The following is a 24,234-nucleotide window of genomic DNA, read 5'->3' as shown; positions in this document are numbered from 1 at the left end:
CACACCGGAGGGAACGGGCCATGGAGGTCATGGCCCTGGGGCCCCCGTATCTCCGCGGCGCGGAAATGCGGAAATACGGGGTCAGGCGATCCCGCAGCCGGCGGTGAAGGGCGACTGTGCCGAGGCCAGGTCCACCGTGCTGCTTGTGGGCGAGCCGAGCGCGGTGAAGCCCGTGCTTATCAGCTCCCACGTCGTCGACGTCACCTGGTAGATCTTGTCCGTGGTCCGGTCACCCGCGGCGACCACGACTTTCCCGGCCTCACAACGGAACCCGTCACCGTGGGCGCCGTTGAGGCCAGCATGCAACGGACTGTTGCTCACGATCCGCAGCTGCCCGGTCTGCGTCAGTTTGGCCACACCGAAGTTCCTGGTACTGCCGTTGCTGTCGGTCTGGACGATCAGCTCGCCATACCCATCGGCGTCGATATCGAAGACCGACAGACTCAGCGGTGACGCCACCGCCGGGAATGTCACCGAGGTTGACCCGAACAGGCTGAGCGCGACCACGACCGTGGTGTCGGACACGGTCGCCGGGTCGCTCTTGCCGTCACCGTCAACATCGCCAGCCATCGCCGGGACGGACACCGGCGGCGGGAGCGCCGGAGAATGGACGTTGCTGGGCGTTCCACTCGGATGGCTGGTCGATGCCGCCGACGGCGTCTCCTCCCCCGGGCCGCCGGGGCTGGTGGGCGGCGCCGCGGTCTCCAATCGACTCACCGGCGCCGACGGCCGCCCCGGGCCGCCCCCGAGCGTCCCGCCATGGCCCGGCGGTGTCACGGGCCGGCGCGACACGGTCACGTCAGGAGTCGTCTGGGTCAGCGGAGGCCGAGCCGGCTCGACCAGAGTGGCTGAGGTGCGGGGTTCGATCACCAGGTAGACAAGGCCGATCAGACCGGCCAGCGCCAGCCCGCCGACAGTCATCATGGGCATCCGCAGCCGGCGCCGGCGAATGACGCCGGCGCGGATCCGGTGATAGCCCGCCGGGGAGGCCTGGACCGGCTCCACCGCCTCGGTCAGGAGACGACGCAGCTCGTCGGGTTCGAGCGCGGTCACCGCAGGCCCTCCAGCTTGCTGCCGAGCGCGGTCAACCCGCGGGACGTGTAGGCCTTGACCGACCCGACGCTGCACTTCATGACCGCGGCCGCAGCCGCCTCGGAAAGGTCCGCGTAGTAGCGCAGGACCACGGCCTCGCGCTGCCGCCGCGGCAGCTCCCGCAGGGCCTGCACGACCGCGGCACGCTCGACCAGGGTGTAGGCACCCTCCTCGGCGCTGGCCGCGTCCGGCATGGGCTTGGGTGCGTGCTTGAGCGCCACCAGCCGCCGCCGCAGCGTTGAACGGGCAAGGTTGACCACCGTCTGCCGCAGGTAGGCAAGCGCCTTGTCCCTGTCCTCCAGCCGCCCCCAGGCGGTGTGGACCCGAATGTAGGCGTCCTGGACAACCTCTTCGCACAGCCCGACGTCATCCAACAGAAGTGCGGCGAGGCGGACCAACGACCGGTAGTGTTCTGCGTACAGAGCGGTCAGTGCGGCGTCGGCATCCCGCGCGACCTGGCTGCGAGCGGCGTCGCTCCGCGCAGGCACGGGCCGCCACCCCTCCACTACTGTCATGGGCGCGGTCACGCCAGGTCAGACGCGCTCCTACCCCTAATGGTTGCTCTCAGGTTGTATCGCTTCCAGCGCGGGCGCACACCCCCAACCGCGCGACTTGTAGGCATACCCGTCGGTAGCATCTGCCCGACATTGCCGGATGACGTTTGGGAGGCCAATCGTGAAGGAAATTGTCGAAGCGATTCTCGTCGGCGAGACCTCCGAGGCAGCGTTCGCCGCCCTGCCCGTACCCGAGACCTACCGGGGGGCGGTTATCCGCAAGGATGAGACCGGCCTCTTCACCGGGCTCGCGTCCAGGGACAAGGACCCTCGGCGCTCCCTGCACATCGATGAGGTCGCGACCCCTGAGCTCGGTCCGGGTGAGGCACTGGTCGCCGTGATGGCCTCCGCGATCAACTACAACACCGTCTGGACGTCGATCTTCGAGCCGCTCCCGACGTTCGGTTTCCTGGAACGTTACGGCCGGTCCTCCCCGCTCGGCAAGCGCCATGACCTGCCCTACCACGTGGTCGGCTCCGATCTCGCCGGGGTTGTGCTGCGGACCGGCCCCGGAGTGCACATATGGTCCCCCGGCGACGAGGTGGTCGCCCACTGCCTGTCAGTCGAGCTGGAGCGGCCGGAAGGCCACGACGACACCATGCTCGACCCCGAGCAGCGCATCTGGGGCTTCGAGACCAACTTCGGCGGGCTCGCGGAGCTCGCCCTGGTCAAGGCCAACCAGCTGATGCCGAAGCCCGCGCACCTGAGCTGGGAGGAGGCCGCCGCCCCCGGTCTGGTGAACTCCACCGCCTACCGTCAGCTGATCTCCCACAACGGCGCCAACATGAAGCAAGGCGACGTGGTGCTGATCTGGGGCGCGAGTGGCGGCCTCGGCTCCTACGCCACGCAGATGGCGCTGAACGGCGGGGCGATCCCGGTCTGCGTCGTGTCCTCCCCCCAGAAAGCCGAGATCGTCCGTCGTATGGGCGCCGACCTGGTCATCGACCGGGCCGCTGAGGACTACCGGTTCTGGGCCGACGAGCACACCCAGAACCCCAAGGAGTGGCAACGTCTCGGCAAGAAGATCCGCCAGCTCACCGGCGGGGAGGATCCCGACATCGTCTTCGAACACCCCGGCCGGGAGACCTTCGGCGCGTCCGTCTACGTCACCCGGCGCGGCGGAACGATCGCGACCTGCGCGTCCACGAGTGGCTTCATGCACTCCTACGACAACCGCTACCTGTGGATGAACCTGAAGAAAATCGTCGGTTCGCACTTCGCGAACTACCGCGAGGCATGGGAGGCCAACCGGCTGATCGCCAAGGGGCTCATCCACCCGACCCTGTCCCGTGTCTACCCGCTCGCCGAGACCGGCCAGGCCGCCTTCGACGTTCACCGAAACCTCCACCAGGGCAAGGTCGGGGTACTCTGCCTCGCGCCGGAGGAAGGCCTCGGGGTCCGCGACGCCGCCACCCGCGAGCGTCACCTTGCCGCGATCAACCGATTCCGTGGCGTGTAGGACCGGTCATCCCGGCATCGGGAGCGGCGAGGGGGCGGTCTGGCCCAGGCCGATGGCAGACCTGCCACCGCACCTCCCGGTGGCAGGTCTGGCACTCTGATGTCCTATGAGCGAGCAGACCGATCTCATCCCGATGTCCGACGGCACGGACGCCTCGCCGGACTTCGATCTGGTTCGTCGCGGTTACGACCCACATCAGGTCAGGGCGCACGTCAACTGGCTCGTCGAACAGCTGCGCGAGGCGGAGTCGCATCGGGCGGCCGCCGAGGCCGCGGCATCCGAGGCCGCCTCCGAAGCCGCCACGGCACGTGATGATCTCGCAGCCAACCGGCCCGCGTGGGAGGAGTTCGGCGATCGGATCACCCAGATCCTCCAGCTCGCGGAGGAGGAGGCCGCCGCGGTACGGGCCGAACGGACGCGGGAGGCCGAGGTCGCGCTCCAGGAGGCCGAGCGGGTACAGGCCGACGCGCGGCGGACCCATGAGCGGATGCTCCAGGAAGCCGGAGCGGCCGCTCAGGCGACGATCTCAGCGGCGCAGGCCGAAGCCGAGGACATCCTCTCCAGGGCACGTACCGCCGTCGCGGCGGCCGAGGAGGAGTCCCGCCGCCGGCTGGCTGATCTCGGCCGGCAGCGGGACCAGGTGACCGCCCAGCTCGGTCAGCTGCGCGACCGGCTGGCCGCGGCCATGGCTCCGCTGGACCTCGGCTCGTCCTCGTCCTCGTCGCCGGTAGGCGGCGAGGACACGGCGGTTATCCGTTCCTGAAACGTCCACGCCGTTCATATAATTCATATGGCTTGTACGCTTCATGCGGTTTGTTACCGTATTATCCGTACAGTCCATGTTGTTCGCTTCTGAGCCCCCGATCTCACAGACCCGGCGGGATACGCCGGTCACGACGGGTCCAGCAGGCTGTGTGCCAGTGCCTGCGATCAGCGATGTGATCGTCGCGCCAGCAGACGACGTGCGGAGTGGCTGGCAGGATCTCCTGCTCGCAGCCGGGGCAGCGGTAGTACTTGCGCGCGGCCGCGCCGCTGATCCGGCGCACAATCCAGTCCCCGTCCGCGCGTTGTTCGATCGTCTTGGCTCCGACGACGGGCAGGATGGGCGAGCTGGGCGGTCGCTCCGGCCGCGCGCGCCGCGACCGTCTGCCGGTCACCGCGGCCGCGGCGCCGACGGACTTTGCGGGCGACGGAACCGCGCTGTGCGGGGGCGTGACGCGCTCGGGTCCGCGTCGGGCGCGAGCGTCTGGTTGACAACTTCACCCTCGACGATGCGATGCGGGTCGTTCCCCGCCGCGCCGCCCCGGCGGGAGCCGGCAAACCGGTCAACGGTCGACTCGGCGAGCGTCCGGGCCAGTTTCACCCGCCGGATCATCCCTCGCGGTGACGACAACGCGGCGGACGCACCAATCATGATCTGGAAAGTCCGGTCGCTGCCACGCCAGTGCTCGCGCAGGATGGCCTCGCCCGCGCCCAACTGCAGGCGACGGAACGCGAAAGCCATGAGCGCGATGTCGTCGAACTGACCGACCACGGGAACCAGGCTCATCAGCCGGTTGCGCGGTGAGACCAGATAGGCCAGCGACGCCGCCGCCTCCATCTTGGCCGCCTGCGGCACCCTCGGATCAACGAGAACCCGCCGCAGCATCACCGCGAGATCGGGCACGAACGTCACGATCTCGCGGCCGACCTCCCGCGCGGCATCCTTGTCCAGCGAGACCATGTGGCTTCCTCCGAAACGACGGCGGGACCAGACCGGCCATGCCGGTGCCCGGCCCAGACAAACATGCAGTCCGGCGCCATCGTAGGCGACGAAACGAACCAACCAGGACCGTTCCCCCGCCCCCTCGCTCCCTCGCCGGGTCAGTAGACGCGGAAGCCACGCCGGGTCTTACGGCCGAGATACCCAGCCTTGACAAGGTGTTCGAGCAGCGGCGCCGGGGCATAACCGGGCTCCCGGAACTCCAGGTACAGCGTGCGCACGATGGCGAGCGTCACGTCCAGCCCGACGACGTCGGCGAGTTCGAACGGCCCCATCGGATGCGCGCAGCCGACCTTCATCGCCGTGTCGATGGCATCGACATCCGCGTAGTGCGCCTCCAGCATCTTCACGGCGTCGTTGAGATAGGGGAACAGCAGGGCGTTGACAATGAACCCGGCGCGGTCCGCACAGCGCACCGGGTGCTTGCCTGCCGCCCGCGCCACCTGGGCAACCGTCGCGGTGACGTCGTCAGCGGTCAGAACGGTCGGCACGATCTCCACCAGCCGCATCACCTGGGCCGGGTTGAACCAGTGCATCCCCACCACGTCCTGGGGGCGCGAGGTGGCGGTCGCACATTCGATCACCGGCAGGGAGGACGTGGTGGTCGCGATGATCGCCCCGGGCCGGATGACCGCGTCGATCTCGGCGAACAGCGCTCGCTTGACCGCGAGGTCCTCCACGACCGCCTCGATGACGAGGTCACAGCCGGCAAGCGCGGAAAGGTCGGTGGTGCCCCGCACCCGGGCCAGTGTCGCGGCCCGGTCGTCCGAGGAGATCCGGCCCTTCGCGACGCCCTTGTCCAGGGAGCGCTCGAGGTTCTTGCGGACACCAGCGAGCTTCTCCTCGCCCCGGGCACGGAAGATCACATCATAGCCATGACGGGCGCAGACCTCGATGATCCCGCCGGCCATGGTGCCGGTACCGATGACACCGATCGTGCGCACCGGCCTGACGGCCGCGCCCGAGCGCCCGGAATCGGACGAGGCCACGGCGTCCGGCGTGACGGCGTCGACGATCTGGGAGGAGTCGGGAGCCGCGTAGGTGTAGAACCCGCGACCGGTCTTGCGGCCGAGCATCCCGGCCGTGACCAGCTGCTTGAGCAGCGGCGCCGGGGCGTGCAGGTGGTCCCGGGACGTATGGTAGATCGAATCGAGGATCTCGTAGGCGGAGTCGAGGCCGATGAGGTCCAGCAACGCCAGTGGGCCCATCGGATGACCGCAGCCCAGCCGCATGGCCGCGTCGATGTCCTCCCTGGTGGCGTAGTGTGCCTCCAGCATCCGCACGGCGTTGTTGAGGTACCCGAACAACAGGGCGTTGGCGATGAAGCCAGCCCTGTCCCCGGCGACCACCGCGCTCTTGCCGACCTTCGCGACCAGCGCTTCCAGATCCTCCAGCGCGGCGGAGTCGGTGACCACCGTCCGGATGATCTCCACGAGGCCCATCACCGGCGCCGGGTTGAACCAGTGCGTGCCAATCACCCGCGACGGGCGGGAGGTGCCGGCGGCCAGTTCGGTGACCGACAGCGAGCTCGTGTTCGTAGCGATGATCGTGCCGGACGGGCACAGCCTGTCCAGCTCCGCGAGAACCGCCCGCTTGTCCTCGATCCGCTCGGGCACCGCCTCAACGACCAGCCGGCACTCGGCCACGGCCGTCAGGTCGGTACCGGCGTGAATCCGGTCGAACAGGGCGTCCCGGTCGGCCTCGGTCAGCTTGCCGCGGCTGACCGCCCGCTCGGTGGAATGCCGGATGTGGTCGAGCCCCCGGGCAAGTGTCTCGCCATCGAGCTCCACCCCCACCACCTCGATGCCGGCACGCGCCAGTACCTCGGTGATCCCCGCGCCCATGGTGCCGAGCCCGACAACTCCGACCTTCGTGAAGTCCTGAGCCACGTCGGCCACCCCTCTCGTCGCTGTACCTGTGCCCGCCGCCGGTGCGCGAAATACTTCCAGAACTTCGGCGCACAAGCCGACGAGCGCCACCCGGAGCGGCAGCTGTCAGCGGAGCGAGAGACACCCTCCATACGCAGGCTGTTCACGCGCCCAGCCGGCTCCGCGCGCCGCTCAGCCCCCATCAGCCATGGCCGCCTCGGTTCACTGAAATGTACCCTTTTGCAACGTTTGAACGTAGGGAACGACACACTCCCGCCGATCCCGTCAGCGGGAGGCCGACGGCCGTGCCTCCGCCCGCGATGCCCGCCACACCGGCGGCTCCAATGATCAATATCGATGGCTGGTCGGCCATCAGGGCCGGCAAAGAAGATCGCGACAGAGCCGCCGGCCCAACGGCGCGAGGGTCAGGAAGGGCGACGGCAACGTGCAGCCGAGCACCGCGGCGGCCGCGTCGACGCCGGCCAGCTGATCACGCACAGCTTCCCATGGGGCGTCACTCAGCAGCCCCGCCACCGGTAGCGGGCATGCCGCCAGCACCCAGCCGCGGTCGACCACCACAAAACCGCCGCACATTCCCTCCAGCGCCCGCGCCGCGGTCATCATGTCCTGGTCAGTGACTCCGATGATGGCCAGATCGCCGGGAGCCACGCTGGTGGTCATCGCGATCGCACCCTGGCGCAGGCCAACCCCGCGGATGAAACCGACCCGGGTCGCGGCGGCTCGGTCCGCCTGTCGCGCAATCATGGCAATCTTGATCACGTCATGCCCGGGATCAGCCACCACCTGACCGGTGCCATCGCCGGTACGAGCAGGTCGAACCTGGATGATCTGGATATCGGGCGCGCTGCCCGCGGCGGCGCTCACCTGTACACCGTCAACCATGCCGGCCGTCGCGGCCGTGGCCGCCGCGGCGGTGAACGAGCCGCTGTGCAGGCCAGCCGGCAGAGCCATCCGTTCCCGGCTCCACTCAGGGACAGCATCGAGGTTGTCGAACAGCGGGCGGCCGCGCTCGGCGGCCATCCGCCCGCTGGCGAGAACGATCTCCGGTGGTCTGGGTCCCGCGATGTCAGTGACGATCTGGACGTCGGCCAGCCGTGCCGGCGCGAGCGATCCGAGCAGGTGCTCCAAGCCGTACCGGCGGGCCGGGCCGAGGGTCACCGCCCGGATGGCAGTCATCGGCTCCGCACCGGCCTCGACCATGCGGTGGACCATCCGGTCGAGGTGACCGTGCTCGGCGATGTCAGCGATCTGCCATGCCCCGGCGAGTTCCGCGGGGGCGTCGGGTGGTGGCGGCTCGGCGGGTCCGATCCGGGGAACGGCCTGCGGGGGCAGCCGCATCCCGGCGTCCGGGAGGCTGGCGCCGCCAGCTGCCGGAGAGGTCCTGGCAAGCAGCCGCACCGGGGTCCCCGAAGCGGTCACGAGCCGCGTACCGCGCGGTCCGCACAGGGCTGCGGGCAGGTCCGCGTCCACAAGCAGGGTGACCGTCCCGCGGGGCACGACGAGACGGGCGAGCTCGCCGGGCGTCAGCAACGTCTGTTCCAACCGGACGCCCGGGTCGACGTAGGCCGGCAACAGGTAACGACCGGACGCGTCCAGGGTACGGCGGGCACGCAGCGCCCCGGGGCGTGTCACCGCGGCGATGAACTTACCGACGATGAGCAGGTCACGATGCCGCAGCTCACCAGCCTGGACGACAGCGACCATGCCACCGCGGACGGCCAGGTCCGCTTCCTGGGTACCGTTCGCGACCCGCCGCAGACGTTCACGTTCCCCCGCTGTCGGAGCCAGCTGGGGGGATACCGCGACGGTGCCGAAGCGCACAGCGCGGACCGAAGGCTCGGCATGGGCCGTCCCACCAGCCGGTGTCATCCACACCGGCGCCGCGTCGGGCGAGCGGAGCACAGGCCCGGACGCCGGCCGCGCCCGTTCGCGGTCACGCTCGGCAATCATACAACCTCCGAAAACCCAGTTCTGGCGAGCCCGGCCCAGGGCGTATCTGAATGGATCATCGATTTTCTGGATCATCGCCCACATCGACCACCATCCATCAGGCACGCCGTAGTGGTCGCCGCCAGAAGTTCGCCCAGGGCCTGCCGGCGCCAGACGGCGCCTCGCGTCGTTGCCGCCAGTCGCCCCCAGCACCTCCGGTGACTCCCTCCTCGGCCTCGCGACGCACGTGCCTCAGCCCCGCTTCTTGATCCACACCCCTGTTACCGTGCGCTCTTAGCGGCATGGCCGCATCACTCTGCTGCCAGTCAGGCCGATCGCGCCCATGAACCCGCGGCCTGTAACCTTTCCGTAACCAAATGGTCCCGAACGGACACAACCCGAAGCCTTTCCCAGGCAGACTGGCCACCATACGCATTAAAAAAACAACCGTGCGTATTAGGCAATAGGAGTGTCCGGCTCGCGCCGTCCAGGCGGCCCCTGGCCGTGTTCTGGGCCACACCGGTACAACTCATCCGGTATCGGTGTGGCCCACGGCCTTGCCAGGGACCGCCTGGACGCGGCTCCCCGATCGAACGACGGCTGCCGAAACACGCCGTAAGCTTCCAGCTGTGCTGCTGAGCCCGCATGAGCAGGAACGGCTGCTGATCCATGTCGCGGCCGGGCTTGCCCGGGAGCGACGAGCCCGCGGTCTGCGGCTCAACCATCCCGAGGCAACCGCCATTCTCACGTCCTTCCTCTTGGAGGGCGCGCGTGACGGGCGCACGGTCGCCGATCTGATGACGGCCGGCCGCGGCGTGCTCACCCGCGAGGATGTCATGGACGGAGTCCCCGAGATGCTCGCCGAGGTCCAGGTCGAGGCGACCTTCCCGGACGGCACCAAACTGGTGACCGTTCACCAGCCGATCCCATGAGTGCCCCCGGGACTCCGGCTTCCCGGGCCCCGGCCGGCGTCCGGCCGGGCGAGGTCCGCCACGGCGACGACCCGGTTGAGATCAACCCGGGGCGCCCCGTGCTGACGCTGCGGGTTCGCAACCTCGGTGACCGTCCCGTGCAGGTCGGGTCGCATTATCACTTCACCGCGGCCAACCCCGCGCTGGAGTTCGATCGGAACGCCGCCTGGGGGCACCGGCTCGCCGTTCCCGCCGGCACCGCCGTCCGCTTCGAGCCCGGTGTGGAACGCGAGGTGGAGCTGGTGCCGCTCGCCGGCCGCCGGATCGTGCCGGGTCTGCGCACCGAATCGGCCGGCCCGCTGGATCCGGCCGCGCCGGACAGCGCGAAGCCGAGCGGGACAGGGCCGAACCGCGCGGGAACGGCCGGCACGGGGACGGAAGCGGGGACGGAAGCGGGGACGGCGCTGGGGACGGACCAGTGAACAGGTACCTGGACCGCGCCCGTTACGCCGACCTGTATGGTCCCACCGTCGGTGACCGCATCCGCCTGGCGGACACCGGCCTGTTCATCGAGGTGACCGAGGACCGCAGCCGCGGGCCGGCCGGCACCGGCACCGGCGACGAGGCGGTCTTCGGCGGCGGCAAGGTGATCCGGGAGTCCATGGGACAGGCCCGGGCCTCGCGTGCCGAAGGCACCCCCGATCTGGTCATCACCGGCGCGGTCGTGCTGGATCACTGGGGCGTGGTCAAGGCCGACGTCGGCATCCGGGACGGCCGGATCGTCGCGCTCGGCAAGGCCGGCAACCCCGACACCATGGACGGGGTCCATCCCGGTCTGGTCATCGGGCCCGGCACGGAGATCCTCGCCGGCAACGGGAAGATCCTCACCGCGGGCGCGGTGGACTGTCACGTCCACCTGATCTGCCCGCAGCAGGTCCCTGAGGCCCTCGGCGCCGGCATCACCACGCTGATCGGCGGCGGGACCGGCCCAGCCGAGGGAACCAAGGCCACCACCGTCACCCCCGGCCCGTGGAACCTCGCCCGGATGCTGTCCGCGATGGACACCGTGGCGATGAACGTCGTCCTGCTCGGGAAGGGCAACACCGTCGGCGAGGCCGCGCTGTGGGAACAGCTGCGCGCCGGTGCCGCCGGCTTCAAACTGCACGAGGACTGGGGGTCGACCCCGGCCGCGATCGACACCTGCCTGCGGGTCGCGGACGCCGCCGGGGTGCAGGTGGCGCTGCATTCCGACACCCTCAACGAGGCCGGTTTCGTCGAGGACACGCTCGCCGCGATCGCGGGGCGAGCCATCCACGCCTACCACACCGAGGGCGCCGGGGGCGGGCACGCCCCGGACATCATCACCGTGGCCGCGGCACCGAATGTGCTGCCGAGCTCGACAAACCCGACCCGGCCGCACACGGTCAACACCCTCGACGAGCATCTCGACATGCTCATGGTCTGCCATCACCTGAACCCGGCCGTGCCCGAGGACCTGGCCTTCGCCGAAAGCCGGATCCGGCCGTCGACCATCGCCGCCGAGGACGTGCTGCACGACCTCGGCGCGATTTCGATGATCGGTTCGGACTCACAGGCCATGGGCCGCATCGGCGAGGTCGTGCTGCGCACCTGGCAGACCGCGCACGTGATGAAGGCGCGACGCGGCCCCCTGCCCGGGGACGGGCCCGCGGACAACGCCCGCGCCCGGCGCTACGTCGCCAAGTACACGATCTGCCCGGCGGTGGCGCACGGCCTGGACCACGAGATCGGCTCGGTGGAACCGGGCAAACTCGCCGACCTTGTCCTCTACGACCCGGCCTTCTTCGGTGTCCGGCCGTCGGTCGTCCTCAAGGGTGGGTTCGTGGTGTGGGCGGCGATGGGCGACGCGAACGCCTCCATCCCGACTCCGCAGCCGGTGCTGCCGCGGCCGATGTGGGGGGCCGCGCCCGGCCCGGCGGCGGCGGCATCGCTGACGTTCGTCGCCCCGGCCGCCCTCGACGACGGCCTGCCGCAGCGGCTCGGCCTGGCCAAGCCGATGGTCGCAGTCGCCGACGTGCGCCAGCGCGGTAAGGCCGACCTGCCCGAGAACAGCGCGACCCCCGATATCCGGGTCGCCCCGGACACGTTCACCGTGACCATCGACGGGGAGGCCATCGAAGCCACGCCCGTGACCGAGCTCCCGATGGCCCAGCGCTACTTCCTCTTCTGATTCCTTTCCGGGAGTGGAGCGGTTCCGGTTCCGTGGACAGCGGACCTGAAGGGCCGGTGGTCTCCAGTAGTTCAGTGCACCCCACATTGTGCTGGGAGCAGAGGCTCGGCAAGCTTGATCGTGATCGAATAAGTTCCCGATCTGCCCCAATAGCCTGATTTGAACCCAAACCTAGGCTCCCGACGGGAGGCGGGCGGTGCACTGACCGCTTGATTCCGCCCATAGAGATACCTCTTGCCGCTCCACCGCGGAGTGATCAACCTAACGTCAGGCCGCTCGTCCACGCCCGTCGGCGCCGGCAAGATCACCGCCTGTTCTCTGCACGCTTCAAGGAGACGCCGTGGGAAAACACTCGCAGTCCCCCGGGCCCTGCCCGGCCTGCAAGGGAGATAAGACAACCGAGGTCAGCCAGGATGGGAAGACTGTAAGAATCACCTGTCCGACCTGCAAGGGGACTGGCACCGCATGAGGCGGGAAGACTTCATTCCCGAGACCATCTGGATTCGTCGTGACGACGGGTGGATGGTCCCGGTACGTCGTTCCGACGATCCGGAAGCCTGGCTGAGAGAGGTCAACGGTTCCGAAGCCGTCACCACACAGGTCGACGACGGAAGCGACGAGTACGACGGTAAGGGCATCATCCCGACAAGTTCCAGCACCGCGGGCTGGCTCATGGACAAGATGCTTACCTTGCTCGATGTCCGGCCCGGAATGAACATCCTCGAAATCGGTGCCGGCACCGGATACAACGCCGCGCTTCTAGCGGAACGCGCTGAGCCAGGGTCCGTTGCCACTATCGAAGTCGACCCCATCGTAGCAACGCACGCCCGCGCTGCCCTGGCCAGACTCCGCCTGCCCGTCACGGTCATCACCGGTGACGGAGCCGACGGCTACGCGCAGCGTGCACCGTTCGACAGGGTGATCGCCACCGCGAACGTGTTCACCGTCCCGCCCGCCTGGCTCGCGCAGACCCGCCCCAGAGGCCGGATCGTCGTCCCGATCGCCGGCAGCTTCCACCACGGTGCCCTCGCCTGCCTCACTGTGGCAGCCGATGGGACTGCGCACGGTCGCTTTCACGGCGAAGCCCCCTTCATGTACATGAGGAATCAGCGGCGGGTCCGAAACGTGTGGGGAACCGACGAGAGGACCGCGCGCATCACCTACACCGGCCTTCATCCGATCGAACCATTCACCGATTTCCATGCCGGATTCGCGTTCAGCACCAGAATGCAAGGATGCACGACAGGCCGGCGTCCCGAAGAGGATGGTACCGAGATCCTATGGATATCTCACCACCCGTCCGGTTCTTGGGGCTCATTCATACCCGGAACTGACAGACATGAGGTCTGTCAGTCAGGACCGCGTAACCTTTGGAACGAGCTGGAGGACACTTACCGCTGGTGGATCGATGCCGACAGCCCCGATCATACCCGCATCGGCATCACCGTCACCACCGAAGGCCAGAAGTTCTGGCTCGACACCCCCGAACACACTCTTCCAGCCATACAGGGATCAGCCGTCTGACGACCTGGACAGAGACACCAAAGAAAGATTGTCGCTAATCTTCTCTACATTTTCGAGACACAGCTCTCCCGTGATCAACGCTTCACGGGTGCTGCTTCGTGGGCGGTGGCAGTCCCGCTCTCGGTTTCCGGGGCTCCGCCCCCGTCCCCGGTCCTCTCTCCGGAGATAGGGGGAGGGACGCGGGACCGCTGATCGCCTCCGCCGGCCGGGCACCCGGAGAGACCCGTCCCGGTCCGGTAACCTACGAGGCCCCGGTTCACGATTCCAGGGAGGGCATCACGGCAGGATCGTCCTCGGCGGCGTTGTTGTTACTGGCGGACGGGCGGCTACCGGCCGGCGGGCATGCGCACTCAGGCGGTGTCGAGGCCGCGGTCGTCGACGGCAGCGTCGGCGATCTCGACGATCTTGAACGGTTCCTGCGCGGACGGCTGGCCACCGTGGGCTTGGTGGCCGCCACTTTCACCGCGGCCACCTGCCGGTTGCGCCTGGCGAACGGGCCCGTTCCGGACGGGCTCATCATCGAGCTGGACGCGGAGCTGGACGCGCGGACCCCCTCCCCCGCTCAGCGGGCCGCAAGCCGTGCCCAGGGCCGGGCGTTGCTGCGCGCCGGCCGGGCCGCCTGGCCGGACGTGCGCTGCCTGCTCCCTGCGCCGCACCATCCGATCGCGTTCGGCCTGGTCGCCGGGGTCGCTGGGGTCTCCCCCGCCGATGCCGCGCTCGGCGTAGCCTACGGAGCGGTCAGTGGACCCGCGTCGGGCGCCGTCCGCCTGCTCGGTCTGGACCCACTCGCGGTCACGGCCCTGCTCGCGCGGCTGGCGACCGACCTCGAGCGCATCGCCGCCAAAGCGGTATCGCTCGCTGAACGCCCGCCCGCGAACCTGCCCGCGCTCGCCGGACCGCGTCTGGACCTCCTCGCCGAGCGCCACCGTACCGCCGAAATTCGCATGTTCGCCTCCTGAGATCACGGATTTCCGGGGTGCGGGTCGGGTAGAAGTTCGGGAAGGTGTAGCGATGCACCGCGAGCATGACCTTCAGACGTTCCCCGCTGGGGGCGGCGCCGCAGCCCAGGCCATAACAACCCACGCGGCGACACCGCGCATGCCGCCGGGCGTGCTCCCAGCCGGCCGGGCGGTCCGCATCGGTATCGGCGGGCCGGTCGGCAGCGGCAAGACCGCGCTGGTCGCGGCCTTGTGCCGGAGCCTCGCCGGCACGCTGCGGCTCGCCGTCGTGACCAACGACATCTACACCACCGAGGACGCCGACTTCCTGCGCGCGGCCGGTGTACTCGACCCGGCGCGCATCCGCGCGGTCGAGACCGGATGCTGCCCGCACACCGCCATCCGGGACGACATCACCGCGAACCTCGACGCCGTCGAGGACCTGGAGTCGAACTGCGGCCCGCTCGATATGATCTTTGTTGAAAGCGGTGGAGACAACCTGACGGCAACCTTCAGCTACGGCCTGATCGACCGGCAGATCTTCGTCATCGACGTGGCCGGCGGCGACAAGGTGCCCCGCAAGGGAGGACCTGGGGTAACCAACAGTGATCTGCTCGTCGTCAACAAGACCGACCTCGCCCCGCTGGTGGGCGCGGACCTCGGCGTCATGGCCCGGGATGCCGAACGGATCCGGCACGGACGTCCGGTGCTGTTCACCTCGCTTGCCGTCGAACCAGGAGCGGCACCAGTGACCCAATGGGTGCTGTCACAACGTCCGCTGCCGGGTACCCAGCCGGCGCGGGCTCCCCGGCCCGGGAGCATGGCCTGAACATGCCGCGGCCGGCAGCCAGCATCGACCATGGCGGCCGGGGCCGGGCATCGATCAGCGCGCACGCTGCCGTACGGGTCGATCCGACCGATGACGGCGGGATCCGGGTGAGCGAACTTCGGTCGCAGGTACCGCTGGTGCTGCGCCGCACCGGCACGACTGACAGGCACGGCAGCCATAATGATCCACAGCGTATGCGCCGGCCGACCGTGACCGTCCATCTGGTGAATGCCGCGGCCGGCCCGTTGGCCGGTGACCGGCTGCGGCTCGACATCGCTGTCGGGACCGGAGTGTGCCTGCGCCTTCGCACGGTCGCGGCAACCGTCGCCCTGCCCGGATTCGGCGGGCGCGGCGACCACGGGGAGGGGAACTGCCGCGGTGACAACCAGAGTGACGACCGTTGGCACGACCATGGGGACGACACGGATCGGTCCTCCCTGTTCGACGTCCATGCCGACGTCGGGCCCGGTGCGGCGCTCGTGTATCTGCCCGAGCCGACGGTGGCCGCCCGCGGCTGCCGGCACCGCATGCGGGCGAGCATCCGGCTGGCATCGACCGCCTGCCTGCTGTGGCGGGAGGAGATCGTCCTCGGGCGCTTCGGCGAACCGGCTGGCTCGATCTCCACCGCGCTGCGCGTCGACGTCAGCGACCAGGAACACAACCAGGAACACAACCAGAAGCAGGACCGGGACCAGGGACACGACCGGACGTGGCGGCCGCTGCTGCGCCAGGAACTCACTCTCGGCCCGACCATGCCCGGCCTCGACGGACCGGCTGTTCTCGGTACCGCTCGCGTGGCCGGTTCACTGCTGATCGCCGGACCCGGACCAGCCGGCCTCGCGACCGGCGCGGCCGTCACCGACACCTTCGCCCTGCTCCCGCTGGCCGGGCCGGGAGTCCTGATCAGCGCACTGGCATCGGACGCGGTCACGCTGCGCCAGGCGCTGGAGGCAGGCCGGGCCATGGTCGCCCGCTGGTGAGCGACCGCCCGGCATTCGCGATCATCAGGACGACGGGGGCATGTCCTCCAGCGGGAACACCAGACAGCTGCTGCTCGCGGTGGCGACTGTCCTGCCGTCAGCATCGCGGACGTCCCCTTCGGCGAAGACGACACGGCGGCCGGGCCGCACCACCCAGCCGTGCGCGGTCAGTCGGCTCGGGCGGCCGTCGACCACGTGGATCGGCCGCAGATAGTTGACCTTGATCTCGATAGACGCACAACCAAGACCGGCCGGCAGCGATGTATGCACGGAACAACCGGTCACCGTGTCCAGCAGGGTGCAGACAAGACCACCGTGCACCATACCGAGCGGATTGTATGCTGATTCGTCCGGGGTGCAGTGGAAAAGCACGTCTCCCTCGGCGACGCTATCGATCTCGAAGTCGAAATGCATGGCGATCGGCGGGTGCGGCACCGTGCCGTCACGCATCGCCAGGAAAAAGTCGAGGCCACTCATGGTCCGCGCCATCGCGGCAACGATCATCGGATCATGCCAGGTGATTGTCCTGCTGCGCGGCTCGCCCCACTCGACAGCCGGTGGGCGTGGCTCAATCGTGGTCATAGCCATAAGACTATGAGGATCGTCGCGCTCCAGACGACCGGAAGCTCCAGATTGTCCTGATACCATAGGCGCCTTCGAGGGGCCACCGGCGCCGTCGCGGTATCCGGTACCGCGACCCTCATCTGATCGTCAAGAGCGCCCGGCAACAGGGGTGTGGATCAAGGAGCGGAGCTGGGGTGCGTGCATCGCGAGGCGGCGGCGGGAGCCAGCGCAGATGTGGGGTGGCGACTGACGACAACGACGCGAGGTGCGCGCCCCAGCCCCGCGACGCCGCGTCCCCTATTGCCGGTCGCGCTAAATATCTCAGCCAGCTCAACCAGGTACAGTGACGGACATTTCCACCCCCAAACAAGCCCACCAGAAGACTGAGTGCAACATAATCAGCGAATGAGCAGGATCCGCGGGAGCGAGCATCCGGCCGCCACCCGAGAGGTTCTCCTGGCCGCCGCGAGACACCGATTCGGGACCCAGGGGTACGCGGCAACAGGCACCGAAGAGATCGTGGCCGACGCGCGGGTGACGCGCGGAGCGCTTTACCATCACTTCCGAGACAAAGCTGATCTTTTCAGCGCGGTGATGGAACAGGTCGCCCTTGAGGTCGCCGAGCAGCTCGTCACCACCGAGCTCAAGCGCGCTACGGACGAACCGGCCACGGATGCCTGGGAACAGCTGCGAACCGGCTTCCAGTCGTTTCTCGACATCTGCACCGACAGCGATTTTCAACGCATCGTGCTGGTCGACGGCCCGGCGGTGCTCGGCCACGACGCCTGGGACGTCCTGGTCGAGCGCTACGGTTACCGCCTGCTCGCCGAATGGCTGAACAAGGCCATCGACGAAGGACGAATCGACCCGCTGCCGATCGCGCCTCTCACCCGAGTGCTCGCGGCCGTGCTGTCCGAAGCGAGCCTGTTGATCGGCCGAGCTTCCGAACCCGCGACAGCCCGGCGTGAGGCGGGCGAGGTTCTTGACCGGCTGCTGGTCGGCTTGGAAACGAAAAAGTAAAGAGCTGGTCACCATTGGCGACCAGCTCTTCTATACTAACAGACGGTAACGGGATGGGGCGCACAGCGCCTCAGACACTGCGCATGGCGCGCAGGGACTCCTTCAGCGACGACGTGGTGGCGAGGACCGCGGAAGTCTCATAACCACAGTGCGCCATGCAGTTCGCACAGCGGGGGTCCTTACCCCGGCCATAGGCGTCCCAGTCGGTGGTCTCGACCAGCTCCTTGTAGGACGACACATAACCGTCGCTCATCAGATAGCAGGGCTTCTGCCAACCGAACAGCGAGTAGCTCGGGATGCCCCAGGCCGTGCAGGAAAGATCGCGTTTGCCCTCCAGGAAGTCCAGGAAGACCGGCGAGTGGTTCAGCCGCCACTTCTCGCGCCGACCGTCACCGAAGACCTTGGAGAACAGCTCGCGGGTCTGCGAGACGCCAAGGAAGTGCTCCTGGTCGGGCGCCTTCTCGTAGGCGTAGGCGGGCGAGAGCTGGATCTGGTCGACCTTGACCTCGTCGTTGAGGTAGGACAGGACGTCGATCACGTCCTGTGGGCTGTCGTTGTTGAAGAAGGTGGAGTTGGTGCCCACCCGGAAGCCCGCGGCCTTGGCCGCGGCGATCGCCTCGATCGCCTCGTCGAAGGTGCCCGCCTTCTCCACGACCGCGTCGTGCCGCTCCCGCAGCCCGTCGATGTGGACGATGAAGGTGAAGTAGGGCGACGGTGTGAATTTCGCCATCTTCTTGCGGAGCAACAGCCCGTTGGTGCACAGCAGGACAAACTTCTTGCGAGCGATGAGCCGGCGGACGATCTCGTCGAGTTGCGGGTGCATCAGCGGCTCACCACCGGCGATCGCGACCACCGGCGCGCCGCACTCCTCCACCGCGGCCATGGCGTCCTCGACGCTCATCCGCTGCTTGAGCACGGACGCCGGGTGCTGAATCTTGCCGCATCCGGTGCATGACAGATTGCAGGCAAACAACGGCTCGAGTTCGAGAACAAGCGGAAAGTGCTTACGACGCAGCACTTTCTGCTTGGCCAGGTACATCCCGATCCGCAACGAGTACCGCCACTCCACCGCCATGGCAATACCGCCCTTCGGCGTCGACATCGTGCGGCCGGACGACCGCTCCACCTCGAGAACATACAGGGTGTACGTACAGCTTGTATGTTCATCGAGAACGTTGAATCGGCCACTTCTCCCGGGCCGCTCCACCGGCCCCGGGCCACATCTGGCATCCGTCACCGCAGGTCAACCGCATAGTCAGGGTTTTTGACCAGAAATTCGGACGAACGCGTGTCGGAAACCCGACAGCGGCCGAATCATGATCGGCAGTGGATACCGACGACGGACGGCAGGTCCAGCGGCCCAGCCAGAACCAGTCCACGGCGGACGGCCCGCGGACCGGGCGGCCATCGCACGGCAGGCGCCTGGGCCGTGTCCGGTGGCCGGTCGGTGCCGTGCGTCCGCTGTGTGGCCGGTGTTGGACGAACGTCACACCGGCCCCGATAAACTGGACATCGGCCCCCGGCACCCATCCCGGCACCGGCTGCTCGGACTTCAAAAGCGATCCGGGCGTGACGCACACCATTCCCGGGGGGTCCAGGTTCGCCAAATCCGTGACATCGAGCCCGGATGACCGGCCCGGCCGCAATCCAAGCGGTGATTGTGTGTAGACCTGACCGGTGAGTCCCGAACCAGCCAACCAATGGCTGTCCCCGGCTGCGCCTAACATCGGCGAAAAAGACAGTGGGCAACAGCGCGGGGGCCACCTGGGGCTGGGCACGCGTTGCAGGGTGAAGGCGGACGTATGACGCGAGGCGGGCACACGGTCACGCACCTGATCGGCGGGCGGTTCCGGCTGGTCGAACAGCTTGGCTCAGGCGGGATGGGGACGGTCTGGCGGGCCGTCGACACCGACGCCGGTGTCGAGCGTGCCCTCAAAGAGATCCGTATTCCTGACAACCTCTCGACCCACGATCGCGAACTGCTGATCGAACGTGCTCGCCGCGAAGCGCGTAACGCCGCGCGGCTCGGTGCTCATCCCCATGTGGTCACCGTGTACGACCTGGTCGAGGACCACGGTGCGCAGTGGATCGTGATGGATCTGGTCCCGGGACGCTCACTGGCGACAGTGATCGCGCAAGACGGCGCGCTGGCTGAACGAGAGGTCGCCCGGATCGGGATCGCCCTGTTGGACGCGCTTGTACACGGGCATCGCAAAGGAGTTCTGCACCGCGACGTCAAACCCTCGAATGTGTTGATCACAGCTGACGGTACCGTCAAACTCGCGGACTTCGGCGTCGCGGCCTACGAAACGGATCATCGGATCACAGCCGCGGGCGGTGTGGTTGGCACTCCCGCCTATATGGCCCCAGAACGCATCCGAGGAGATACAGCCGGTCCCGCAAGCGATCTTTTCTCACTCGCGACCACCCTGCTGCACGCGGCGGAAGGCGTCTCCCCGTTCGGTCGGGACACCACCTTCGCGACCATGCACGCGGTCGTCTACGAAGGGCCGAGCGCACCGGTGCACGCGGCTCGGACCTTTCTGATACTCCGGCCGATTCTGGCCAAAGAACCCGCCGCCCGGCCCACGACGGAGCGGATTCGCCGCCAGCTGCAAGCGCTTCTGTCAGCACCGGCCGCACAACCGGCGGTGGCAGCGACAGCACCGAGCCCCGACGCCTGGCCGACCGCAAGCGCCTTCTACGAAGCACCGACCATGGTCGCTAGTGTTATCGATGGACTGCGCCCGGACGGTACGGACAGCCGGAGCGGCTTCGAGGAGACCGCGGAGCCGGTCGCCGGACAGCCGCCTCCCGTCGATACGACCGCGGACAGCGTCATCGCGGCCGCCGGGATCACACCGGCCGGGATCACACCCGCCGGGATCACAGCCGCCAGGGCCAACGCCAGCGGACGGGATGGCGATGATCTCGACACTGTCGGCCTGGCGGTGCTGGCTCCCGATACGCCGAAACCGCGCCGGCCGCGGCCGCCGCTCGATGTCGACCCGGCCACGATCGAACAACCGGTGTGGGTCGGGCCGGACGCGAGGCGGGCCGTGAACGATGCGGGGAAGAGCAAGCGCTCAGCCGGTGCCCGGTTGTCCCGGCGAGGGCTGCTGCTCGCCGCCGTTGCCGCCGCCGGGCTCGGCACCGGCGCCGGATCGGCGGCCTGGGCCGTCCGGCGGATCGGCAGACCGGCCAGCCCCGGAACAGGAACGCTGGATCTCGGTCCGCTGACGTTGTGGCTCCCGGGAAAGCCCGATGTCGAGTTCGCCGGCTCCTATATCGCCGACCAACGCGGTTATTACCGCCAGGCTGGGTTCACCCACGCGGAGTTCCATGAGGGTGGCCCGCGGGCTCGAGCGATGGCGGCGTCGGTGGCCTCGGGCTCGGCACTCGTCGGTGTGACCACGCCGGACGCCCTGGTGAAAGAGATCTCCAACGGCGCACGGCTACGGGTGATCGGCGCGCAGCATCAGAAGTCCCCCTGGGCCATCGTGTCGCCGGCGGACAGACCGATCAGAACGCCACAGGATATGGCCGGGATGCGCATCGGCATGGCGGCAGGCAGCGCTGCCGTCTGGACGTCCTTTCTGGCCACCGCGGGAATCGCGGGGACGGCCATCACCCAGGTCGTCCTGCCCGACTACGTGCGGGCGGTCGCGGACCGCCAGGTCGACGGCATCCTGTCCGTGGTGACCGACGCCCCGGCGGTCCTCGCCCGCCAGGGCGTCGAAACCATGACGTTTCTGCTCGCCGACCACGGCTACCCGCTGGTTTCCAACGTGTACGTGGTGAGTGCGGACGCGGTCACCACGGCGAGAAAGAAAATCAAAGCGTTCCTGGCCGCCGAGGTCCGGGGCTGGAAGGACGACCTGACCGACCCGATGGCCGGCACCCGGCTCGTCACCGATGTCTACGCCCGGTCGGCCGGGCTCGACGTCGGTGAGCAACTGGAGAAGAACAAAAAACTGGGCGCCCTCGTCGAAACCGCGGACACCCGTCGCAACGGCCTGTTCACGATGACTGATGCCCTGATCGCGGCCAATGTCCGCGTGCTGTCAGACAGCGCGGCCGCCCCTGCCGCCAGGCGGATGTTCGACCTGTCGATCATCCGTGAGCTGTACACCGAACAGCCCGATCTGATCTGATCTGATCTGATCGGGCTGTTCGGGCTGTTCGGGCTGGCTACTCCGATCCATCCGATGGCGCCCGGCCGCCCGGCTCGACGGCAATGTTCAGGGCGCCCGTGATCGCGGCCTGTACCCAGCCCTCGCCGTGCTGCCCCGGAACCTGTCGCCAACCCTGGCCCGGTGTCAGGGCGACCAGTCGGCCGTCCGGATGCCGTGCTACGGGGATGCGGTCCTCCCAGCGCCACGCGCGGGCCATATCTGGACGGTCGCTCGCCACCAGCCCCACGACCAGCTCGTCCGGCAGGTTCACCGCGGCCAGGCTGACATCAGCCCCGGCAGTGCCGGCCACGCCCGCGGTAGCCGCGCCGGTGAGCGTCCAGGTCACCGCCTGAGACGAGCCAGCGCTGCCGGTAGCGGGCGTGGCGGGCAGCGGGCGGGTCACTGTCCGGTCTCCGACGCGCAGATAGACCGAGGCATAGGGCACGTTCTCAGGGAGTACCGCCGACACCCGGATTTTGATCTTACTCCCGTCAACGGGATGGAGTTCAGCGAACGAGCCCCGCGTGCTCCACGGGTTCTCCGCCTCGATCATCTCGTCGGGACGCAGCCGGTACAGCCGCCGGCCCGGCATCGTCTCAGCGAGCCGCACGTCAGCCGCACCGAGATCGGCCGCATACACTACGTCATCCGACAGTTCCGGATCGTTGCGTAAGAAATGGTAGGGAACCTGTGTGTAGCGACTGGGAGTGGGCGGGGTCACGATGACGACCGCCGGCCCAGCAAGATTTTTCGGGATGAGACCGAGCACCTGCCCGTCGACCGCGTTGACATAACGCTGCACGTTGACCTTGGCTGGTAGCCCGGCCGCGGTCACGGCCGCCAGCGCCAGCCCGCAGCCAGCCGCCATCGCGGTCCGCGCCGGCCGCGGGAGCCGCCCGGGGACGGCCCGCCACAGCCGGCGCGCCCCGCTCGCGGCCAGAATAACCACTGGTGACAGAGCGGTCATGTGGTAGTGAGGGCCGAGGCCGGCGACAAGGCCGGGCAGCGCCATGGCACTGCCCCACCAGAAGAAGTAGGCGGCGAAGACTCCCAGCACGATGACGGCGAGCAGCAGGTGCCCGGCACGCCGTCCCCCCAGCGCGAGGCCTGTGAGGAGGCCGAACCCGGCAAGGACGACGAGCGCGGTCCCACCGAACAACCAGCCGGGCGCCGCGTCCAACGTCGCGCGGAAAGCTTCCCCGGCAAGACGTCTGGTGAAGGCGACCGTTGGTTCGGACGGCAGGATCCGCCGCGCGCCGAAACCGAAGCGGTCCAACGGGTCGGAGGCGGCAAGCGGCAATATCCGCGCCGATCCGGTGACGTATCGGCAGAAAACCATGATTGTAACGATGAACGGTGCCGCTCCGATCGAGACCCATGCCGCGTGGCGCAGCAGAAGCAGGGGCGAACGTGGCCCGCGGGCCAGGAGGAACGGAAAGCAGAGCGTGGTCACCAGCGCGGCGTCGAACGGGCGGGCCGTGGCGGCGAGACCGAGCGCCACGCCCGCGGCCAGCAGCGATGAGCGGGCTCCGGTGCGGGTGCCGCGCAACAGCGCGGCCATCGCGCCCGTCAGAACAGCGGATGTGAACGCATACGCCATCGGCAGCGCCGTGTGTAACAGGGTCAACGGTGACAACGCGAGGAAGAGCGCGGCGGTGAGCGCGGTCGCCACGTCATCGAACAGTTCGCGGGCCAGCCGGTAGGTGGCGGCCACCCAGGCCGTGGCCGCCAGCGCGGGAGCAACAGCCATCGTCCCGAACAGCAGCTGGGACACGGCGAGCATCGCGGGCCAGCCGGGCAGGTACTTGGTGAAGACCCGCCCGTTGTGGACGCCGGTCAGCCATGGGCGGAAGAACGGGTCCACCAGGTTCTGGTCGAGCGTCAGCCGCCCGTGCAGCAGCATCCGGGCCTGGAGCACGTAGGCGGCCTCGTCCGCGTCACCCGAGCCGTGACGGAAAAGCGTCGCCTGGAGCAGCAGGCTCACGGTGAACGAAAACGCGCCGAGAACGAACAGCGCCAAGCCCGGCCTGGACCCGAACACCGGCAGCCGTTGCGCCTGGTCCCGCGGTGACGGCAAGGCCGGCCCCAGCGGCGCGCCGGGAGAGCCCTGCTGATCAAGCCGCTCCCGGCCAGCCCGATCGGCCAGCACACCGATGCCGTGAACCAGCGGCAACTGGGCTATGGGGACCGGATCGGTCGACACCTGGCGCATCGGGTGGACCGTAGCAGGACTCACACCGCATGCTTTTCAGCACACACGCACGTTGCCAATGGTAGCCAGAAGCGGGCGCCGTGTAGTCAATGACATCCGTGGACTACCCAACGCCCGTGCCGGCGGCGTGGACCGCACCGCCAGGTACCACACCGCCGAGTACTCCGTGGGCCGAGTACTACTTAGG

At 68.5% G+C, this 24,234-nt stretch carries 20 protein-coding genes; 11 read left to right on the top strand and 9 right to left on the bottom strand.

Annotated elements, in window-relative coordinates:
• Window positions 1–81: 81 nt before the first annotated feature.
• Together MJ783_RS04025 and MJ783_RS04020 are read right to left on the bottom strand one after the other, a co-directional pair.
• Complete coding sequence (locus MJ783_RS04025) at window positions 82–1,053, bottom strand: VCBS repeat-containing protein (RefSeq protein ID WP_239308557.1); 972 nt, start codon at window positions 1,051–1,053, stop codon at window positions 82–84.
• Window positions 1,050–1,607, bottom strand: coding sequence for a SigE family RNA polymerase sigma factor (locus MJ783_RS04020; protein ID WP_308127780.1), 558 nt, complete (start codon window positions 1,605–1,607; stop codon window positions 1,050–1,052). The genes MJ783_RS04025 and MJ783_RS04020 overlap by 4 nt, the downstream gene beginning before the upstream one ends.
• A 160-nt stretch (window positions 1,608–1,767) precedes the next feature.
• On the opposite strand from MJ783_RS04020, the gene ccrA reads away from it, so the two are divergent.
• Together ccrA and MJ783_RS04010 are read left to right on the top strand one after the other, a co-directional pair.
• A complete protein-coding gene (gene ccrA, locus MJ783_RS04015; protein ID WP_239308555.1) occupies window positions 1,768–3,105 on the top strand; it encodes a crotonyl-CoA carboxylase/reductase in 1,338 nt (445 codons plus the stop codon).
• Window positions 3,106–3,211: 106 nt separating this feature from the next.
• The gene (locus MJ783_RS04010; RefSeq protein WP_239308554.1) at window positions 3,212–3,868 is read left to right on the top strand and encodes a sugar-binding protein; all 657 of its coding nucleotides are present in this window, start codon (window positions 3,212–3,214) and stop codon (window positions 3,866–3,868) included.
• Window positions 3,869–3,971: 103 nt separating this feature from the next.
• Here the strand turns inward: MJ783_RS04010 and MJ783_RS04005 are convergent, their stop codons facing one another.
• The 4 genes from MJ783_RS04005 to MJ783_RS03990 form a co-directional block, all read right to left on the bottom strand.
• A complete protein-coding gene (locus MJ783_RS04005) occupies window positions 3,972–4,262 on the bottom strand; it encodes a hypothetical protein (RefSeq protein ID WP_239308553.1) in 291 nt (96 codons plus the stop codon).
• The gene (locus tag MJ783_RS04000; protein ID WP_239308552.1) at window positions 4,259–4,828 is read right to left on the bottom strand and encodes a YkvA family protein; all 570 of its coding nucleotides are present in this window, start codon (window positions 4,826–4,828) and stop codon (window positions 4,259–4,261) included. Before MJ783_RS04000 ends, MJ783_RS04005 begins: the two co-directional genes overlap by 4 nt.
• A gap of 140 nt (window positions 4,829–4,968) precedes the next feature.
• Complete coding sequence (locus MJ783_RS03995) at window positions 4,969–6,756, bottom strand: 3-hydroxyacyl-CoA dehydrogenase family protein (protein WP_255723986.1); 1,788 nt, start codon at window positions 6,754–6,756, stop codon at window positions 4,969–4,971.
• 351 nt (window positions 6,757–7,107) lie between these two features.
• Entirely contained in the window at window positions 7,108–8,706 is a 1,599-nt protein-coding gene (locus MJ783_RS03990; RefSeq protein WP_239308551.1) for an adenine deaminase C-terminal domain-containing protein, read from the bottom strand.
• A gap of 608 nt (window positions 8,707–9,314) precedes the next feature.
• Here MJ783_RS03990 and MJ783_RS03985 point away from each other — a divergent pair.
• The 7 genes from MJ783_RS03985 to MJ783_RS03955 all read left to right on the top strand — a co-directional run bounded on the left by MJ783_RS03985 (window position 9,315) and on the right by MJ783_RS03955 (window position 16,076).
• Complete coding sequence (locus MJ783_RS03985; protein ID WP_239308550.1) at window positions 9,315–9,617, top strand: urease subunit gamma; 303 nt, start codon at window positions 9,315–9,317, stop codon at window positions 9,615–9,617.
• Window positions 9,614–10,078 (top strand): urease subunit beta, encoded by a 465-nt coding sequence (locus MJ783_RS03980; protein ID WP_239308549.1) that lies wholly within the window; start codon window positions 9,614–9,616, stop codon window positions 10,076–10,078. Before MJ783_RS03985 ends, MJ783_RS03980 begins: the two co-directional genes overlap by 4 nt.
• Window positions 10,075–11,805 (top strand): urease subunit alpha, encoded by a 1,731-nt coding sequence (locus tag MJ783_RS03975; protein ID WP_239308548.1) that lies wholly within the window; start codon window positions 10,075–10,077, stop codon window positions 11,803–11,805. Before MJ783_RS03980 ends, MJ783_RS03975 begins: the two co-directional genes overlap by 4 nt.
• 465 nt (window positions 11,806–12,270) lie before the next feature.
• On the top strand, window positions 12,271–13,329 hold the full coding sequence (locus tag MJ783_RS03970) for a methyltransferase domain-containing protein (protein ID WP_239308547.1): 1,059 nt from the start codon (window positions 12,271–12,273) through the stop codon (window positions 13,327–13,329).
• A 98-nt stretch (window positions 13,330–13,427) separates the two neighbouring features.
• On the top strand, window positions 13,428–14,288 hold the full coding sequence (locus tag MJ783_RS03965; protein ID WP_370651434.1) for an urease accessory protein UreF: 861 nt from the start codon (window positions 13,428–13,430) through the stop codon (window positions 14,286–14,288).
• 52 nt (window positions 14,289–14,340) lie between these two features.
• Window positions 14,341–15,096 carry an urease accessory protein UreG gene (ureG, locus tag MJ783_RS03960; protein WP_370651433.1) on the top strand — a complete coding sequence of 252 codons (756 nt, stop codon included), beginning with the start codon at window positions 14,341–14,343 and terminating at the stop codon, window positions 15,094–15,096.
• A 2-nt stretch (window positions 15,097–15,098) separates the two neighbouring features.
• Window positions 15,099–16,076 (top strand): urease accessory protein UreD, encoded by a 978-nt coding sequence (locus tag MJ783_RS03955; RefSeq protein WP_239308546.1) that lies wholly within the window; start codon window positions 15,099–15,101, stop codon window positions 16,074–16,076.
• Window positions 16,077–16,100: 24 nt separating this feature from the next.
• Here the strand turns inward: MJ783_RS03955 and MJ783_RS03950 are convergent, their stop codons facing one another.
• The gene (locus MJ783_RS03950; RefSeq protein ID WP_239308545.1) at window positions 16,101–16,658 is read right to left on the bottom strand and encodes a PaaI family thioesterase; all 558 of its coding nucleotides are present in this window, start codon (window positions 16,656–16,658) and stop codon (window positions 16,101–16,103) included.
• 387 nt (window positions 16,659–17,045) lie between these two features.
• Between MJ783_RS03950 and MJ783_RS03945 the strand changes: the two genes are divergently transcribed.
• Window positions 17,046–17,660, top strand: a complete 615-nt coding sequence (locus MJ783_RS03945; protein WP_239308544.1) for a TetR/AcrR family transcriptional regulator — start codon at window positions 17,046–17,048, stop codon at window positions 17,658–17,660.
• A 70-nt stretch (window positions 17,661–17,730) separates the two neighbouring features.
• Here the strand turns inward: MJ783_RS03945 and hpnH are convergent, their stop codons facing one another.
• Window positions 17,731–18,735 carry an adenosyl-hopene transferase HpnH gene (gene hpnH / locus MJ783_RS03940; RefSeq protein ID WP_239308567.1) on the bottom strand — a complete coding sequence of 335 codons (1,005 nt, stop codon included), beginning with the start codon at window positions 18,733–18,735 and terminating at the stop codon, window positions 17,731–17,733.
• Between the two features lie 727 nt (window positions 18,736–19,462).
• Between hpnH and MJ783_RS03935 the strand changes: the two genes are divergently transcribed.
• A complete protein-coding gene (locus tag MJ783_RS03935) occupies window positions 19,463–21,814 on the top strand; it encodes an ABC transporter substrate-binding protein (protein WP_239308543.1) in 2,352 nt (783 codons plus the stop codon).
• A 37-nt stretch (window positions 21,815–21,851) separates the two neighbouring features.
• On the opposite strand, the gene MJ783_RS03930 is transcribed toward MJ783_RS03935, so the two are convergent.
• A complete protein-coding gene (locus MJ783_RS03930; RefSeq protein WP_239308542.1) occupies window positions 21,852–24,071 on the bottom strand; it encodes a glycosyltransferase family 39 protein in 2,220 nt (739 codons plus the stop codon).
• Window positions 24,072–24,234: the final 163 nt, after the last annotated feature.

The organism is Protofrankia sp. Cj3 (genome assembly GCF_917627355.1).
Classification (GTDB): domain Bacteria; phylum Actinomycetota; class Actinomycetes; order Frankiales; family Frankiaceae; genus Protofrankia.
The sequence above is the reverse complement of the archived record's forward strand: the minus strand, read 5'-3'. Positions and strand labels throughout refer to the sequence as shown.